At 37.0% G+C, this 17,114-nt stretch carries 15 protein-coding genes; 8 read left to right on the top strand and 7 right to left on the bottom strand.

Annotated elements, in window-relative coordinates; all coding sequences use genetic code 11:
• Positions 1–2 precede the first annotated feature (2 nt).
• The 7 genes from I2F17_RS05580 to I2F17_RS05550 form a co-directional block, all read right to left on the bottom strand.
• On the bottom strand, positions 3–1,358 hold the full coding sequence (locus I2F17_RS05580; protein WP_196422382.1) for a TolC family protein: 1,356 nt from the start codon (positions 1,356–1,358) through the stop codon (positions 3–5).
• Between the two features lie 58 nt (positions 1,359–1,416).
• Positions 1,417–1,797, bottom strand: coding sequence for a cation efflux protein, CzcI-like (locus tag I2F17_RS05575; protein WP_211139290.1), 381 nt, complete (start codon positions 1,795–1,797; stop codon positions 1,417–1,419).
• Positions 1,798–1,863: 66 nt separating this feature from the next.
• Positions 1,864–2,646 carry an amino acid ABC transporter ATP-binding protein gene (locus tag I2F17_RS05570; protein WP_196422384.1) on the bottom strand — a complete coding sequence of 261 codons (783 nt, stop codon included), beginning with the start codon at positions 2,644–2,646 and terminating at the stop codon, positions 1,864–1,866.
• 1 nt (position 2,647) lies between these two features.
• Positions 2,648–3,547, bottom strand: a complete 900-nt coding sequence (locus tag I2F17_RS05565; protein WP_235985921.1) for an amino acid ABC transporter permease — start codon at positions 3,545–3,547, stop codon at positions 2,648–2,650.
• Between the two features lie 6 nt (positions 3,548–3,553).
• Entirely contained in the window at positions 3,554–4,483 is a 930-nt protein-coding gene (locus I2F17_RS05560) for an ABC transporter substrate-binding protein (RefSeq protein WP_211139289.1), read from the bottom strand.
• A gap of 117 nt (positions 4,484–4,600) precedes the next feature.
• Entirely contained in the window at positions 4,601–7,030 is a 2,430-nt protein-coding gene (locus I2F17_RS05555; protein WP_211139288.1) for a TonB-dependent receptor plug domain-containing protein, read from the bottom strand.
• Positions 7,031–7,393: 363 nt separating this feature from the next.
• Positions 7,394–9,658, bottom strand: a complete 2,265-nt coding sequence (locus tag I2F17_RS05550) for an ATP-binding cassette domain-containing protein (protein ID WP_211139287.1) — start codon at positions 9,656–9,658, stop codon at positions 7,394–7,396.
• A gap of 145 nt (positions 9,659–9,803) precedes the next feature.
• Here I2F17_RS05550 and I2F17_RS05545 point away from each other — a divergent pair, with 145 nt between their 5' ends.
• From I2F17_RS05545 to I2F17_RS05510, 8 genes are all read left to right on the top strand, one after another.
• The gene (locus I2F17_RS05545) at positions 9,804–10,346 is read left to right on the top strand and encodes a transglycosylase SLT domain-containing protein (RefSeq protein ID WP_196422388.1); all 543 of its coding nucleotides are present in this window, start codon (positions 9,804–9,806) and stop codon (positions 10,344–10,346) included.
• A gap of 112 nt (positions 10,347–10,458) precedes the next feature.
• Positions 10,459–11,463 carry a LacI family DNA-binding transcriptional regulator gene (locus I2F17_RS05540; RefSeq protein WP_211139286.1) on the top strand — a complete coding sequence of 335 codons (1,005 nt, stop codon included), beginning with the start codon at positions 10,459–10,461 and terminating at the stop codon, positions 11,461–11,463.
• Between the two features lie 15 nt (positions 11,464–11,478).
• Entirely contained in the window at positions 11,479–12,486 is a 1,008-nt protein-coding gene (locus tag I2F17_RS05535) for an ABC transporter substrate-binding protein (protein WP_196422390.1), read from the top strand.
• On the top strand, positions 12,486–13,325 hold the full coding sequence (locus tag I2F17_RS05530; RefSeq protein WP_196422391.1) for an ABC transporter permease: 840 nt from the start codon (positions 12,486–12,488) through the stop codon (positions 13,323–13,325). Before I2F17_RS05535 ends, I2F17_RS05530 begins: the two co-directional genes overlap by 1 nt.
• The gene (locus tag I2F17_RS05525) at positions 13,322–14,122 is read left to right on the top strand and encodes an ABC transporter permease (RefSeq protein ID WP_211139285.1); all 801 of its coding nucleotides are present in this window, start codon (positions 13,322–13,324) and stop codon (positions 14,120–14,122) included. Before I2F17_RS05530 ends, I2F17_RS05525 begins: the two co-directional genes overlap by 4 nt.
• Entirely contained in the window at positions 14,119–15,093 is a 975-nt protein-coding gene (locus tag I2F17_RS05520) for an ABC transporter ATP-binding protein (protein ID WP_211139284.1), read from the top strand. The genes I2F17_RS05525 and I2F17_RS05520 overlap by 4 nt, the downstream gene beginning before the upstream one ends.
• Positions 15,094–15,103: 10 nt before the next feature.
• The gene (locus I2F17_RS05515; RefSeq protein ID WP_211139283.1) at positions 15,104–15,934 is read left to right on the top strand and encodes a phosphodiesterase; all 831 of its coding nucleotides are present in this window, start codon (positions 15,104–15,106) and stop codon (positions 15,932–15,934) included.
• Between the two features lie 106 nt (positions 15,935–16,040).
• Positions 16,041–17,006, top strand: a complete 966-nt coding sequence (locus I2F17_RS05510; RefSeq protein ID WP_211139282.1) for a bile acid:sodium symporter family protein — start codon at positions 16,041–16,043, stop codon at positions 17,004–17,006.
• The last annotated feature ends 108 nt before the right edge of the window (positions 17,007–17,114 follow it).

Below are 17,114 nucleotides of genomic sequence, written 5' to 3'. Positions count from 1 at the left end.
TTTTACTCCCCACCCACGACAGGTAAATTACGTGTATTACGCCAAAGATCCTGATTTAAATCATTCACCATATTTATGTTAGAAATTTGCTCGAAAGAGATACCAAGTAGCATTGCTTTTTGTTCGAGATATTTATTCCAAAGCTGTTTCTTAATTTGAAGCGCATGTAATTGGCGTTGTTGTAATGCAGAAGTTGCCAATTGAACCTCTGTCACGGTGTATTTTCCTGCCATAAACCCAATTAAGGTTTTTTCTTTCATCGATTTAACAAGTGGAATTTGTTGTTGCGTCACTTGCTGGTATTGTTCATACAACATGTCATATTCAGAATTAATTCTTGTTTGATTTAATTCTGAATTTTTCTGATAGCGAGGTTGAGCTTGAGCCGTTGTTTGCATTTTCAAATGCTCAATCTGTTGACGATACTGTTGACGTTGAAAGACCGCTAATGGTAATTCCACACCTACACGCACCTGTTGATCTTTGGCTTTAGAGTCTGCATCTTGAACAGAAACCACACCAAAACTTAATGTAGGCATAGGCTTAGCTTGCGCTTTTAAATAAGCAAGTTGTGCTTCAGATTCGCGACTTTGTAATTGCATTAAACGTACATTTACATTACTTTTTGCATCAATATTCAGTCTTTCACGAATAGACGTCTTATTTAAAGTTTCTAAAGTCGATAATTCATACGCCGTTGTATTTTCTCCCCATGTACTCGAGAGTTGACGCTTCATGGCGTTTAATGCTTGTACTTGCTGTAAATAGCTTGATTGTAAATCTAAATGTTGGATTTCCACTCGATCTACATCTAATTGTGCAATAGAGCCTGCTTTAAAGCGTTGCTTTGTTGCATCTAAGTTTTCCTGACTCATTTGCAGCTGTTGTTTTAACAGCTCAACGTCTTGACTAAATAAATGTAACTGTACCCAGAAGTATTCTAATGCCAAAGCTTGTTGTTGCTGCATACTCTTTTCTAACAGAGCAGTTTGTTCAGCTTGTAAATCGACCAAATTTGCTGCTTTACGTCGCACTGCAAAAACATCAATAGGCTGTGAAATTAGAACTTCTAGCTCTTGTTCTTGGCTATTTTTAAACCCTGTTTGCTGTACAGTTAATGTTGGGTTTTGCCACGTCAATTGATGCTTACGTTCAAGCTGTAAAATATCTTGTTGTGTTTGCCATACCATTTTGCTTTGTTGGTAAGCAGATACTTTTTCATTCAGCTCATTTAAGCTTAAATTGGCGTGTGATAGGCTGACCATCGACACGACTGCAACGCCCATACTAAGCCGTATAGATTGCGGCAAAACAGCACGCACGATTTGACTACGATGTTTGAATATAGATTTGAACATAAAATGCCCCGTATAAAATAAAATTTATGACGGTGGGCTATTTTTTGGCTACCCCACCTTATAGCGGGGTAAGTATCGGAGGTGGGGAGCTAAATGCCAGATCAGGTGATTGATATAAGTTTTCCCAATCTGTTCTATCGCGGGTTAACACATACTTATGTGCAGCGTGTTCTATCGCTTGTTGCGATTGAGACAACATGATTGGATTCAGTGATGGTAAATGATCACTATGATCATGTTGTTCAGAAGCGATGACTTTCTCTAATTGAGTATGCAACGTGTTATGACTTGTGGTCACGACATGGTGACCAAAATGCGAACGATCTACTGTAGTCATCTGTGTATTTTCATGCAAACACAAAGCAGCAGCTACGTTCCAAACACCTTGGAGTAGCAATACACAGCTAAGTAACATGAAAAATACGGATTTCGCTTTCACAGCAACAACCATTCAAAAGTTATCTTTGAATAAAAGCATATTCAACACCAAATATCAATCGCTATTTCAGATAACTTTAGATAAAAAGTTTTGAGTACGCTGTTGAGTTGGATGATTTAACACCATATCTGCACGGCCATGCTCAACAACAATGCCTTTATCCATAAAAACAACATAGTCAGCAACCTCTTTGGCAAAACCAACTTCATGCGTAACAACGACCATTGTTTTGCCAAGTTTTGCCAACTGCTTAATCACGGCCAATACTTCACCAACCAATTCAGGGTCTAGTGCAGAGGTCGGTTCATCAAATAAAATGACTTTTGGTTCTAATGCCAACGCTCTTGCAATGGCTACACGTTGTTGCTGTCCACCTGAAAGCTGTTGAGGCCATGCATCTGCTTTTTCCTCTAAACCAACACTTGCTAACAATTGTTGTGCCTGATGTATTGCTTGAGATTTATTCATCTTTTTATGTGCAAGCGGTGCTTCAATAATATTTTGTAAAACTGTTAAATGTGGGAAAAGATTGAAATTTTGAAAAACATATCCAACATGTATTCTCTGTTTAAGTATTTCTTGTTCTTTTAGCTCATATAACACATTATTTTTTAAACGATACCCCATAAAATCATTGTCAATTTTTACCACACCTTCATCTGCTTTTTCTAAGTGATTTATCGTTCGAAGTAAAGTGGTTTTTCCTGACCCTGAAGGGCCTAAAATCACAGTAACAGACCCAGCAGGAAGGTCTAAATTGACATTTCTAAGCGCATATTCAGCACCAAATTTTTTAGAAACATGTTGAATAGAAATATGGCCTAAGGCATGCTTTACAGCTTTCGTCATCTTATTTTACCCACTTTGATGTTAGTCTATGTTTCCATGCTTGAAAACCATGATTGCGCTTTTGTATTCTTGAAAGTTTAGCTTCAATTGCATACTGAACAATAGAGAAAACACTGGTAATAATGGTGTACCAAACAGCAGCCACCATCAGTAATGGAATAATCTGTTGATTACGGTTATAGACCATTTGTACCGTATAAAACAGCTCAGGCATAGCTAATACATAAACAATCGCTGTGCCTTTAGATAAACTAATACACTCATTTACAAGAGCAGGTAAAATACTGCGAATAGCTTGTGGAAATATAATACGATAGGTTCTATGCCACCATGATAAACCTAGCGCAGATGATGCCTCAAATTGACCTTTATCTACAGCCAAAATACCACCACGAATAATTTCAGCAGTATATGCACTTTGTACAATCGCAAGACCAATCAATGCTGTGGTAAATTGATCAAGTGCATTAATTGTTTTATAACTGACGAAAATGACTTCTGTAAAAGGGATTGCAATTGCAATTTTTTTATATAGATAGGAGAAGTTATATAATACAATTAAAACCACCAACAATGGCACAGAACGAAATAACCAAATATAAAACCATGCTACACTTTGCACTAACCATGATGACGATAGCCTCATCATTGCTAAAAGTCCACCCAAGAAAAAACTCAATAACATGGCTGCAAAGGTCAATTTTAAAGTTAAATATAAACCACTTAATACTGCAGGATCAAAAAACCATAATCTAAAAACAGACCATTCCCATTTTGAGTTAAAAAAAACAGACTCTAATAAAATTAAAATAAATAATATAGCAACAACACTTCCAATATAGCGCATAGGATGGCGAGCTTTAACCACCCGATAAGGTAACTGTGAATTTTGATTCATCATTTTTATCTACTCCCCAAAACCTGAAGGATTAATTTCAGAGTATGGTAAAACTTCATTAACAAGCCCCCAACGTGCAAGTACGGTATGCATATTTCCATTTTGAATATTGGCATTCACTGCAAGGTGTATTGCTTGATCAAGCCCTGTGCCTTTTTTTAAGGTGACTGCAATATCTGCTGTTTTAGGCCAGCCCCCATTTAAATAACCGACTCGTTTAATACGCGCACCATTTTCCATACGCCATGTACCTGATGGATTAGGTACAAAATAAACATCTGCCCGACCTGATTCAATCGCTAAAATTGCCATCGCTTTATCTTCAAAATACACAGGTGTAGTGGTTGCTAGCCCCTGCTTTTGATTTTCATCAATCCAACGTAATAAAATTTTTTCTTGATTTGTTCCTGCACCTACAATTACACGTTGTCCTGCCACATCTTTAGCTTCAGAAATATGTTGAATGGAGCTATCTTTTGCCACAAACAAACCTAAACTATCTTTACGATAAGTGACAAAATCAAATCGTTCCTTTCTCGCTTTACTTACAGAAATATTAATTAGTGCTGCATCGTATTTTCCTGAATTAATCCCCAAAGGCCAATCTTCCCATGAGGTAGGTACAAGCTTAAGTTGAAGACCTAAACTATCTGCAATCAATCGAGCAACATCAACTTCAATACCGATCGGTGTTTTATTATCTAATGCCAGTGTAGTAATCGGCGGGGAGTTACCCGCAATAACGGCAACCGTGAAATAACCTGCATTCACAAAATGATAATGTGCTGGAATACTTTCAACTGCTGTTATATCTACTTTCCCATGAATGGGCATACTATTACGTGCCAATAAATCTCGCATAGATTTAGGCATTGTCAGTATTGTGGCATTAGATACAGATGAATCACTGCTTTGGTGGGGTTCACAACCCTGTAACATGATTATCGAACACATGATAAATAAGATTAAAATTCGAGTCATAGAGGACATCTTTACATCCTACAAATAAAAAACATGCATGTATCTTTTTAGACACATGCATGTTTGGAATAAAGCTTACCAATGATAATTGATACGTGTGTAATAAAATGCACCATTTGCACCAAATGGTGAAAATAAACTGTACTGAATACTACCACCAGAACCTTTTGTATCACGGTCTTTATCTGGATAAACATTGGTAATATTATCGCCACCGATCTCAAATTTCCAATGATCCGTTTTATACGACAATGCTAAATCTAATAGCCATTTTGCTGAATATTTTTGATCTAAACTTGGATTTGTGCTGTTATATGACTTAAAGCTACCATAACGTGTCACATTAGTACTGATTCCCCAATGACCTAATGTATAGTCATTGGTTATACTTAATTTTTGCTTTGGCGTACTGTCAGCTAAAATTCCGTATTGTTCACGGCGATCTATACGTTTACCTCCTAAGACATCCAAAATAGCAGGGTTGGCACGAATCTTGGTGACTTTATTTTCATTATAATTATATGCAAGTGAAGTGTTGAGTTGTCCATAAGGCAAGTTATTCCATGCATAATTGGCAACAAGGTCTAAACCTTTTGTACGAGTATCTGCGGCATTATTAAAAAAACGTACTGTTTGAAAATTAATATCACGAATCCCATGTGCAACCAGATATTCTTGAGCAGCGGGTTTACTTGCATCAATATTTGATGACAAGCTAATACGGTTTTTAATATCAATGAGATAAGCATCAAAAGTAAGATAAAAATTGTCAGTTGGTGTCAGTACAAAGCCCAAACTGTAATCACGAGATGTTTCTGGTCTTAAATCTTCTGCACCTAATAATCGTGCTACCTTCGAAGTGGTAGAGAATGTACCAGCCTCAACAATACTTTGATTAATTAATTGTGAAGATGTTTGTGTATAGTTGGATTGCGCTAAACTTGGTACACGAAAGCCTGAAGAGAAATTACCACGAAATGCAATCATTGGATTGAGTGCATAACGCAACGACAACGCACCATTATTTGTATGACCAAAGTCGTTATAATACTCATGACGGTAAGCCAATGAACCAGAAAGCTTATCTGTAATTATTGCATCGACGTCTAAATAGGCAGCAAGATTATCACGTGACCATTTTCCTGCATCTGCATCTCTAAAGCCTGCCAACCCTGAAGAACCTGTTTTGTAATATGAATTTGGGTCACCTGCTTTGATTTGATAATTTTGATTCAAATACTGAACGCCTGTAGAAAATGTAAGTGGCCCACTTAAACCGTTCACATCAAAATCACGTGATAAATCTAAATTAACCACTGTTTGATCATTAATTAATGCACCATTGTAAAAACGTGTTGGCGTGTAATTAAAATCGTTATAAGTACTGACGTTGATAGTATCTGTTCGTACTTGGTACTTGTTCCGACCAAAGTCTGCAGACAAATCATAACGCCAATCATTAAGATCACCCTTGATGCCAAATACACCAGCAACATCTTCAGACTGACCAAAAATGAGTGGTAAAAAGCCTTTTGGATACATTTTTTTGAGATTATTGCCTTTTTCAGTGTTGGCAAATGACGTATCTAAGCGATAAAACGCAGCAGATTCAGCATCTTTACGGCTGTATGTGGCAAAGCTATATAAAGTCGCATGATCAGTTAAATCATATTCACTGTTTAGCGCGATTTTTACACTTTCTTGTTTAGGGTCACCGTAGCGAAAATTACGTTGACCATAAGTATTAGATAGTGGATTACGCCTATCTAAGCCTGCACGATTTGTACTTTCGTCTCCCTCTAACTCTCCTGCAAAGGTCACAAAGCCTTTTCCATTTAAACTTGTACCGCCAGATACATAGGTTTGCTTCTGTTCACCATCACCTGCACTATATTTACCATATCGTACGCCAACATCACCATGATTGGTGTCTGTTTTTAATATAATATTAATGACACCTGCTATAGCATCTGAACCATAGCGTGCAGATGCACCATCTTTTAATACTTCAATACGGCTTACTGCAGACATTGGAATGGCATTTAAGTCTGTTGGTGAAGAACCACGACCAATAGTTCCTCCCATATTTATAAAAGCACTCGTATGACGACGTTTACCATTAACCAAAACCAATACTTGATCAGGTGATAAACCTTTCAACTGTGCTGGTCGCACAAACTCTGTACCATCTGCAACAGATGGCCTTGGAAAATTAATCGAAGGAATGAGTTTAGAAAGTGCCGTACCTAATTCACTCGTGCCTGTACGTTTTTGTAATTCTTCTGTCGTAACGACATCAATAGGTTGTGAAGATTGTGTCGCTGAACGGTTCACTTTACGTGTTCCTGTCACAATAATTGCACTTAATGCCTGTACTTTATTCTCATTTTCTGTATTTACAGTAGATATTTTACTTTCTTGTGCCTGTACTACAACAGGATAAAGACTACTTGCAATAAGAAGTGCTAGCAGTTTGACTTGAAACTTATTATTCATATTCGACATAGCTCTTATTCAATGTATTATTATGTTACAAACATTACATTTTATGTAAATTAAGTTTTACAACTATGTTTATTGAAAAAAAATATATTGCCTATATATGAGTGTGAAAAAATACAAAGCATCCATCAGTCAAAATACAAACTTTTCATGGAAACCATACTACAAAAGAAACTAAGTATTTAAATTAATTAATAAAATTCATGCATCAAATTCATTTATTTTTACCATTATTTCTAATCAATATTATTTCAAGCCTTTAAAACATCATTTAAAATCAAATAAAGAATATCTTACATAAAAATGACTAAATGCCTTTTTTGTATACAAATTTCAATATAATCTCCATTATATCATCACTATTTCTTATAATCCTTCTTGCAAATACTTGACCAAATATTGGGATGTTAAAGAAATATTAGGATTTTCTAATAATGCTTGAATCGTACCTGTAAACATAATTTCACCGCCTTGCTCACCTGCATCAGGGCCAATATCAATCACCCAATCTGTTTGAGCAATCAAATCTAAATTATGTTCAATAATAATGACCGTGTTGCCATCATCGACAATCGCATTTAAAAGCACTAAGAGTTTTTGTGTATCTGAAGGATGTAATCCTGTACTTGGTTCATCTAAAATTAAAATATGATTACTTTGACCCAGCTCTTTACTTAACTTTAAACGCTGACGCTCTCCACCTGAAAATGTATTTAAACGCTGTCCTAACGCCAAATAATCTAAACCCAAACGAATTAAACGCTGTAATTTATGTTGAATTCTATCTTGTTTAAAAAAGTGAACGGCCTCAGACACAGTCATGGCCAATACTTGTGTAATATTTTTACCCTGATAGGTATACGTTAAAACCTCTTGTTTATAACCTGTACCATGACAAACCTCACATAACAACTCAATATCATCTAAAAATGCCAATTCAATTTTTTCTATACCTAAACCATGACAATGAGGACATGCACCTTCGCTGTTATAGCTAAACCACTTCATACTCACCTTGTTTTGCTCTGCAAATAACTTACGTATCTCGTCAGATAGATCAAGAAAGGTTAATAAATTTGAACGTACACTGGCCATGATTGCAGATTGATTAATCACTTTTGCTCGTGGATATTGTTTGGGTAATACTTGTGTCATTAAAGTACTTTTACCTGAACCTGCTACGCCCGTGACAGCAATTAAACAATGAAGAGGAAGATCAACCGTAATATTTTTTAAATTAAAATGATCGGCATTTTTTAACGTAAGCACTTGTTGAAATGATCTAGGATGCTGTTTAAATGTTCGAGGCTGTGAAAAGTATTGTCCTGTTAAACCTTTTGACGATGCTAACCCCACAAAATCCCCTTGATATACCAATTGCCCTCCCTCTAAACCTGACTTAGGACCAATATCAATCACTTGATCTGCAATTTTAATTAAATCTGGATCATGTTCAACCAACAATACTGAATTCCCTTTATCTCTTATTTTTTCAATCATTTGTGCAATATTAGCGACATCTCTTGGATGTAAGCCCACACTAGGTTCATCAAAAATATAAAGTAAATCAACCAAACTATTGCCTAAATGTTTAACCATTTTAATACGCTGTCCTTCCCCACCTGACAATGTATTGCTCGTACGATTCAAACTTAAATAGCTCAATCCAACCAAAGACAACATATCCAACTTATGTAAGATTTCATCTAATAAAATTTGATATTTAGATGCATCGATTGATGTGATAAATTCACGCAACCCTTTTACAGAAAGTGCTGTGCATTGTGCAATATTAAGATCTTGAATTTTACAACTTAATGATTTTTCATTGAGACGTTGGCCATGACATTCAGAACATTCTTTAACATGAATAATATCATCAAGCCTAGCTTGATAACGCTGTTTCTCTTGAGCTTGTCCTTTCATAAAATTACGTTCAAAACGGGTAATTAACCCTTCATATAGCGCTGTTTTTTTCCACTGTGATGTTGGATTTTTCGGTTTATGTTGTTTAGCATTGAGCAATAAATCCCATTCTAACGCACTATAGTTTTTTAATTTCTTGTCTAAATCAAAATAGCCTGAATCTGCATAACGTAACCAACGCCATGCATGAGGTTGATAAGTTGGAAATAAAATAGCACCTTCATTTAACGATTTTTCTTGATCTAAAATTTTATAAATATTGAGTGTTTGTTCCAAACCTGTTCCCTCACAGCGAAGACACATTCCATTGGGATGATTAAAAGAAAAAACATGTGAGTATCCGACAAAAGGCGTACCTAGGCGAGAAAATAACAATCTTAAACTTGCATAAATATCAGTGGCTGTGGCCACCGTTGAACGAATGTTACCTGATAATGGTTTTTGATCAATAATGACAGGTACATTTAAATGTTCAATGCGATCAACTTCGGCTTGAGGTGCACTTTGTAATCGATTTCGAGTAAAAGTATCGTATGTTTCATTGATTTGACGTTGTGCTTCTGCACCAATGGTTTCAAAGACTAAAGAAGATTTTCCTGAGCCTGAAACTCCAGTAAATACAACAATTTTATTTTTAGGAATTTGCAAAGAAATATTTTTTAAATTATTTTGTCTTGCACCGTAAATATTAATTGTTTTTGTCATGGCATACCGCACTATAGCACAATGAGTTGTGCTTATTAATATACAAAAAGTGTGCACGACAAACACATCTAATTACACAACATCAACATGATATGAGCAATAAAAAACTACTATAAATCATCTCCATTGTTTCAAGTCATTTGTAATGCCGGTACACAGATATTTTAAATTTTTTACCCTTGCCACAGTGAGTTTACTCACAGCATGCTCTACACTTGGACCTCATGGTGGTTCTGTTCAACAAAGATCTGTCAAGTTATCTACTGCTTTACAACAGGCCTATCATGTACCTTATGATAAAGCCAATGCCGTTTCACCCCTTATTATTCAGTCTGCGGACCAATATCATGTACCTGCTGAACTGATTGCCGCCACGATTCGACAAGAATCAAATTTTCATAGTCAAATTAAATCCACAGGCGGTGCAGTCGGTTTAGCTCAAATTATCCCTAGCTATTGGTCAGAGGTTTGCCCTGGTAATTTATATGACGACAGTGTAAATATTTATTGCAATGCCTATATTTTAGCACATTACAAAGTCCTTTCAGGCTCTTGGTTTAAAGCCTCAGCTTATTATAACGTTGGGCCAACAGGCTACCGTGCTAGTTTTTTTACACGACATAAAGCGAAAAAATATGCACGCTCGGTACGGCATTATAAAAAGCAATTAAAACAAGCTTTACCATAAAACTCTGTTATTTTTTATTCAACTAAACTATCATTAAACTGTCATGCGACTGTCATATTTTATTTGCTATCATGATAACCAATGAGATCGTTCTCATTTGGGTGGTGTGATTATGAGTAATTTGGTTCAAGTATCTAAAATTGTTGGGGTCTCTCGTGCAACAGTTGCTCGGGCGTTTTCCTCGCCTGAACAAGTGAAACTCGAAACTCGAGAAAAAATATATCAAGTCGCAAAAATGTTAGGCTTTAGACCCAACTACGCTGCTCGTCAGCTCAGAACACAAAGCAGTAAAATGTTAGGCGTCATGCTACCCACTTTAGATAATCCAATTTTTAGTGGACAACTTGAGGCCATGGAAAAAGCAGCTCGAGAACACGATTATTCTTTATTGGTGGCAACGACTGAATATGACCCTCAAGCAGAACTCGAAGTCTTAGAAAACATGCTCAGACAACGAGTAGATGGCTTAATTCTGACTGTTGCCAATGCACAACAAAGTGACTGCTTAAATAAAATCAAACAAGAAGCTATACCTACAGTACTCACACATAACCCTGTTGAAAATACAGATTTTATTAGCATTAGTATAGACAATTACAGCGCAATGTATGATGCAACACAACGATTAATTCACTATGGCCATACAAATATTGCAATGCTGACTGGGCCATTTTTTCAGTCGGATCGGTCAGCTTTACGTTATCAAGGGTATGCTGATGCAATGAAAGCTGCAGGCTTAAATCATCTACCTGTAGTTGAAATGCAAAGTCATACCGAAGTCTATATAGACAATCTTATTCCGCTTTTAAAACAAAAAATAACAGGTCTGCTATGTTCAAATGACCTGTTAGCTTTAAGCAGTATTGGAAACTTACAACGCTTAGGCTATTCAGTTCCAGAACAAATTTCTGTCGTTGGATTTGATGGAATTGCTCTTGGAAAAACACTTTATCCTGCTTTATCATCTGTAGCACAACCAAGAGAGCTTTTGGGGTGGCTTTCGGTAAAAACACTGTTACAAATGATTTCAGGTGAAGCCGTTACTTCACAAACCCTATGCACACAATTCAATCTTGAGGAAAGCATGTCAAATGCACCTCAAACAAACAACAGCTAATTACAAGGATCATTCATGAAAAAACAGCTTTTAAGTCATTTATTGTGCGCCGCGTCTATTATGCCAACTCTCGCATTTGCACAAAATAATACAGCAATTTGTTATAATTGCCCGCCTGAATGGGCAAATTGGGGAGTACAAATTCAAGCAATTGCTAAAGATACAGGGGTCGTTGTTCCACCAGATAATAAAAACTCAGGTCAAGCTTTAGCACAGCTTGTGGCAGAAAAAGCCAGCCCAATTGCGGACTTTACCTATTTGGGAATTACTTTTGGTATGCAAGCAGACCAAGCAGATGTCTTGGCCAACTACAAACCAAAGGGTTGGGATAAAATTCCAAAAGATTTAAAAGATCCAAACGGAAAATGGGTTGCTGTTCATTCAGGTACAATTGGATTTATGGTTAACGTAGATGCGCTTAATGGTGCACCTATTCCAAAAAGCTGGGATGACCTATTAAAACCTGAATATCAAGGAATGGTAGGTTATCTAGATCCATCTAGTGCATTTGTTGGTTATGCTGCTGCCACTGCTGTAAATATGGCAAAAGGCGGTACACTCAAAAACTTTACACCTGCCATTAACTATTTCAAAAAGCTCAGTACGAACAAACCAATCGTTCCAAAACAAACCGCTTACCCACGCGTTTTATCGGGTGAAATCCCTATCCTCATTGATTACGACTTTAATGCATACCGTGCAAAATACAAAGACAAAGCAAATGTGGTTTTTGTTATTCCAAAAGAAGGTACCATCAAAGTTCCATATGTGATGGGGCTTGTTAAAAATGCACCACATAGTGACAACGGTAAGAAAGTGCTAGATTATGTGTTATCAGATCGTGGACAAAAAATCTGGGCAGACAGTTGGTTAAGACCTGTAGATGAAAAAGCAATTTCACCCACAGCCAAAGCGCAATTCTTACCTGATAGTGAATATAAACGTGCACATACTTTAAACTATAAAGAGATGGCAGACATTCAAAAAGACTTTTCACAGCAGTATTTGCGTGAGGTTAAGTAATGAATGTGAGGTTTAAGCAAACGATTTTGCCAAAAACAGTATGGTTACTTATTCCAACCATCATCGCTTTTTGTGCATTTTGGCTTATTCCTTTTGGGTACCTTGTGGTTCTAGGTACCCTCCCCGATCAATCCAATCATAAAATGGCATATTGGTCTGTGATTAGCCAACCACGTTATCTCTCTAGTTTTATTACAACTTTTAGTATTTCGGCACTCGTTGCCGTTGTTGCTGTGATTATTTCAACAACCATTGCTTACTTTTTAGCAAGACAACACTTTATAGGAAAAAAACTGCTCCTCACTTTACTGACTTTTCCTATTGCATTTCCCGGTGCTGTTGTTGGTTTTTTTATCATTATGCTCGGGGGGCGTCAGGGAGTATTTGCCCAACTAGGACAAAGCTTAGGCATGGGAAAAATTATTTTTGCTTATAGCTTAGTTGGACTGTTTTTAGGCTATTTATATTTTTCAATCCCTCGAGTCATTATGACTTTAGTGGCAGCGTGTGAAAAAATAGATATTCAACTCGAAGAAGCAGCACGTTCTTTGGGTGCAAGTCGATGGAGAGTCACGCGAGATGTGATTATTCCGAGCCTTTCACCTGCGATTGTTTCGAGTATGGCCATTTGTTTTGCAACCAGTATTGGTGCTTTTGGTACGGCCTTTACGTTAGGCACAAACCTCGATGTTTTACCATTAACCATCTATGGTGAATTTACCAACTACGCCAACTTTACTGTTTCTGCTGCATTATCTGTGCTCATGGGATTAATTTGTTGGCTTACACTTATTATGACACGAAAATTAACAGGCAACTCTGCAGGTAGTCTGCCATGAACCGTCACGTTATCTTTACTTTACAACTGTGTTTAACACTTTGCGTTTGCCTCTTCTTATTGGTTCCAATCGCCATGTCTATTTTGGCAAGTTTTACAGAAAACTATTTTATTGGTATTAAAAGTGGCTTTACGTTGCGTTGGATTCATGAAGTTTGGGCCATGTACGCCAATACATTTTGGCTTTCACTTCTTATCGCCCTGTGTTGTTTAGCAATTACCATTGTTTTAGGTCTACCAACGGCATGGGCATTGCTTAAAAGCCCCTCAAAAATAGCAACCTATATTGAAGAATGCTTAATGTTACCTGTTGCAATTCCCGGTATGGCAACTGCACTCGGACTATTATTAGTCTATGGTAGTTTTCGTGATTTCCGTGAAAGTTGGGTATTCATTTTAGTGGGTCACGTACTTTTTACGCTACCGTTTATGGTGCGCTCCATTTTAGTGGTGATGAAATCATCACACCTACACATACTTGATGAAGCAGCAGCAAGTCTAGGTGCTACACCTCGACAACGTTTTTTTAATGTGATTGTTCCAAACTGTATTACAGGTGTTCTTGCAGGTGCATTTACTGTAATTACACTCTCTATTGGAGAGTTTAATATCACATGGATGTTGCACACCCCACTGACCAAAACACTACCAGTAGGACTTGCAGACAGTTATGCGTCTATGCGTTTAGAAATCGGATCTGCTTACACTACGCTATTTTTTGTCATGATTATTCCATTACTGCTGACTTTACATTTTATTCGCCACTTGATTAGCCCTTCAAACGAGAAAAAAATATGACTCAAACTATCCATATTCGTTTACGTCAGTGTGCTAGAACCTTTCACCCTAACAATCAAGTGCTTAAACCACTAGATCTAGATATATATGAGTCCGAAACGCTCGTTTTACTGGGTCCATCGGGCTGTGGGAAAACCACTACATTACGACTAATTAGTGGTTTAGAACAACCCGATCACGGCGGGAAAATATTTTTTGGCGCTGACGATGTAACATCTCTTCCAATTGAAAAGCGCCACGTGGGCATGGTATTTCAACACTATGCCTTATTTCCCAATTTTACAGTCGGGCAAAATGTTGCATATGCTTTAAAAATACAAAAACTGCCTGCACATGAGATCAAAAGACGAGTAGAAGAAATGCTCGGCATGGTGGATTTAAATGGATACGCTGATCGCAATATCAACACCTTATCTGGTGGGCAAAAACAAAGGGTCTCTTTAGCACGTGCTTTAGCTGCTCGTCCAAAAATATTACTGTTTGATGAGCCACTTGCGGCTTTAGACGTAAAGCTTAAAGAAAAACTACGCGAAGATATTAAAATACTTTTAAAAAGCCTCGGTATTACCGCAATTTATGTCACACATGATCAACAAGAAGCTATGGCTTTAGGTGACCGTATTGCAGTCATGCAACATGGGAAAATCGAGCAAATTGGCACAGCCAAACAAATTTACCAACACCCCGAAACAGCATTTGTTGCTCATTTTGTTGGAAGTACAAATCACATTCAAATGAATGATAAAATTTTATTTTGCCGACCAGAAGATTTACTACTTAACCAACAAACTTCAGCTTTTAGTCACGGTAAAATTAGCCAAATTACATTTTTAGGCCAAACCCAAAAACTTATGGTCGTTGATCAAAATCATCATACTTTGACGGTGACCTGTTCACCACATGAACAGTGGCAAATCGGACAACAAGTCAGTTTACATATTTCACCAGAACGATTATTTCACGCAATTTAGGACACAAACATTGAAAGACCAATTTGTTATCGCTCAAATTAGTGATTTACATATTAAAGCACACGGTAAACTATCTTATAAGAAAGTAGACACACTACACGCTTTTAAACGCTGTATCGAGCACTTAAACCAACTGTCTCCTGCGCCTGATTTAGTTGCCATTACAGGAGACTTAACCGACTTCGGACGCAGTGACGAATACAAAGCCTTCACAGATGCAATTGCCTCGTTAAATCTTCCTTGGGTTGCCATTGCAGGAAATCACGATGATCGTGAAAATCTTCGAGTCGCTTATAAAAATCAACCTTGGCAGCCTGAACAAGGAACATTTTTTAACTGGGTTATCAGTGACCTACCTATACAAATCATTGGCCTAGATTCAACCGTTCCAAATAAACCTTGGGGTGAGTTTTGTAAAGACCAACAAGAATGGTTAGAGCAAACACTCTCACTACACCCACATAAACCCACGATTATTTTGTTACATCACCACCCATTTTTAAGTGGTATTGGTCATATGGATCAACAAAATTTACGTGGTATTGAACGTTTAGAATGTACACTCAAAAAACACCCGCAAGTACAGCGTATATTGTGTGGCCACTTACACCGCTTTATTACTACAACACTTGCAGGTATTACTGTATGTAGTGCGCCTGGAACATCACACCAAGTTGCCCCCGACTTTCGTCTCGACGCACCTGCACACTTCAGTTTAGAACCTGCTGGGATGTTATTACACCGTTGGAATATTAAACATGGATTTACAACACACTACTTAAATTTAGGTACGCCTGAAGCCACGTATCCATTTTATGATGAAAATGGTTTAATTGATTAGCACTCACAACCAAAACAACATTAATAAGAATTAATGTTGTTTTAATCCCTTGACTAGACAATCTAGGTCATACTCTCCCATTTCTAGTGAAGGAAATTTTTTACAGATGATGAAATATCTGCCAGATCGTTTTAGTTGTATGATCGTTGCCATGTTAATACTTGCAACTGTACTGCCCATACAAGGTCAAGCAGCCATCACTTTTAACACACTAACCAACGTGGCTATTGCACTGTTATTCTTTTTACACGGCGCAAAACTATCTCGTGAAGCCATTTATGCAGGTATTACACATTGGCGATTGCATTTAACCATTTTTAGTGCCACTTTTATTTTGTTTCCTTTCCTTGGGTTGGCCTTAAAGCCATTGCTTGAGCCACTTTTAGGCCATCAACTGTATTTAGGCATATTATACCTCTGCTTACTTCCCTCCACCGTACAATCCTCGATTGCTTTTACATCGATCGCACATGGCAATGTACCTGCAGCTTTATGTAGTGCATCTGCATCTAATATTTTAGGAATGTTCATCACGCCTTGTTTAGTTGGATTATTTTTAATCACAGGTTCATCAACTCAATCATCTTTTTCATTATCAGCCGTACTGAATATTATTGGTTTACTATTTGTACCCTTTGTATTAGGTCAACTATTTAGCCAAAAAATACGACCGATATTAAAACGACAGCCCAATAAAATTAAAATCGTAGATCAAGGCTCAATTTTAATGGTGGTTTATTCTGCATTTAGTGAAGCTGTCATAGAAGGTGTTTGGAAACAAGTATCAGCAAATCAACTCATTGTATTAGTTGTTGTATGCATGGCATTACTGTTTATAGCGATGTTTGTGATTTATTTTTCAAGTCGAAAACTTGGCTTTAATCGTGCAGATCAAATCACGATTTTATTTTGTGGATCTAAAAAAACATTAGCAAGTGGTGTACCTATGGCTAAAATTTTATTTGCAGGACATGCTTTTGGTCTAATTATTTTACCACTTATGTTATTTCATCAAATACAACTGATTACCTGTGGAATTTTAGCGAGTCGATTTGCAGAAAAAACAAAATAAAATCACCCATAACCCTACCTTTGATATCGATTATTCATTTAATTCATATAAACATGATTATTTATTATTTTTTATGCTGAGACATTATCTGTATTCTTACCCCTTACC

Origin of the sequence: Acinetobacter baretiae (assembly GCF_015627105.1) — a bacterium.
Lineage (GTDB): Bacteria > Pseudomonadota > Gammaproteobacteria > Pseudomonadales > Moraxellaceae > Acinetobacter > Acinetobacter baretiae.
This window is presented reverse-complemented; position numbering and strand designations above follow the sequence as displayed.

Coding starts and splice junctions, on each gene's coding strand:
- I2F17_RS05580 (WP_196422382.1), bottom strand. CDS start 1,358: ATGTTCAAATCTATATTCAAACATCGTAGTCAAATCGTGCGTGCTGTT.
- I2F17_RS05570 (WP_196422384.1), bottom strand. CDS start 2,646: ATGACGAAAGCTGTAAAGCATGCCTTAGGCCATATTTCTATTCAACAT.
- I2F17_RS05565 (WP_235985921.1), bottom strand. CDS start 3,547: ATGATGAATCAAAATTCACAGTTACCTTATCGGGTGGTTAAAGCTCGC.
- I2F17_RS05560 (WP_211139289.1), bottom strand. CDS start 4,483: ATGTTACAGGGTTGTGAACCCCACCAAAGCAGTGATTCATCTGTATCT.
- I2F17_RS05555 (WP_211139288.1), bottom strand. CDS start 7,030: ATGTCGAATATGAATAATAAGTTTCAAGTCAAACTGCTAGCACTTCTT.
- I2F17_RS05550 (WP_211139287.1), bottom strand. CDS start 9,658: ATGACAAAAACAATTAATATTTACGGTGCAAGACAAAATAATTTAAAA.
- I2F17_RS05545 (WP_196422388.1), top strand. CDS start 9,804: ATGCCGGTACACAGATATTTTAAATTTTTTACCCTTGCCACAGTGAGT.
- I2F17_RS05540 (WP_211139286.1), top strand. CDS start 10,459: ATGAGTAATTTGGTTCAAGTATCTAAAATTGTTGGGGTCTCTCGTGCA.
- I2F17_RS05535 (WP_196422390.1), top strand. CDS start 11,479: ATGAAAAAACAGCTTTTAAGTCATTTATTGTGCGCCGCGTCTATTATG.
- I2F17_RS05530 (WP_196422391.1), top strand. CDS start 12,486: ATGAATGTGAGGTTTAAGCAAACGATTTTGCCAAAAACAGTATGGTTA.
- I2F17_RS05525 (WP_211139285.1), top strand. CDS start 13,322: ATGAACCGTCACGTTATCTTTACTTTACAACTGTGTTTAACACTTTGC.
- I2F17_RS05520 (WP_211139284.1), top strand. CDS start 14,119: ATGACTCAAACTATCCATATTCGTTTACGTCAGTGTGCTAGAACCTTT.
- I2F17_RS05510 (WP_211139282.1), top strand. CDS start 16,041: ATGATGAAATATCTGCCAGATCGTTTTAGTTGTATGATCGTTGCCATG.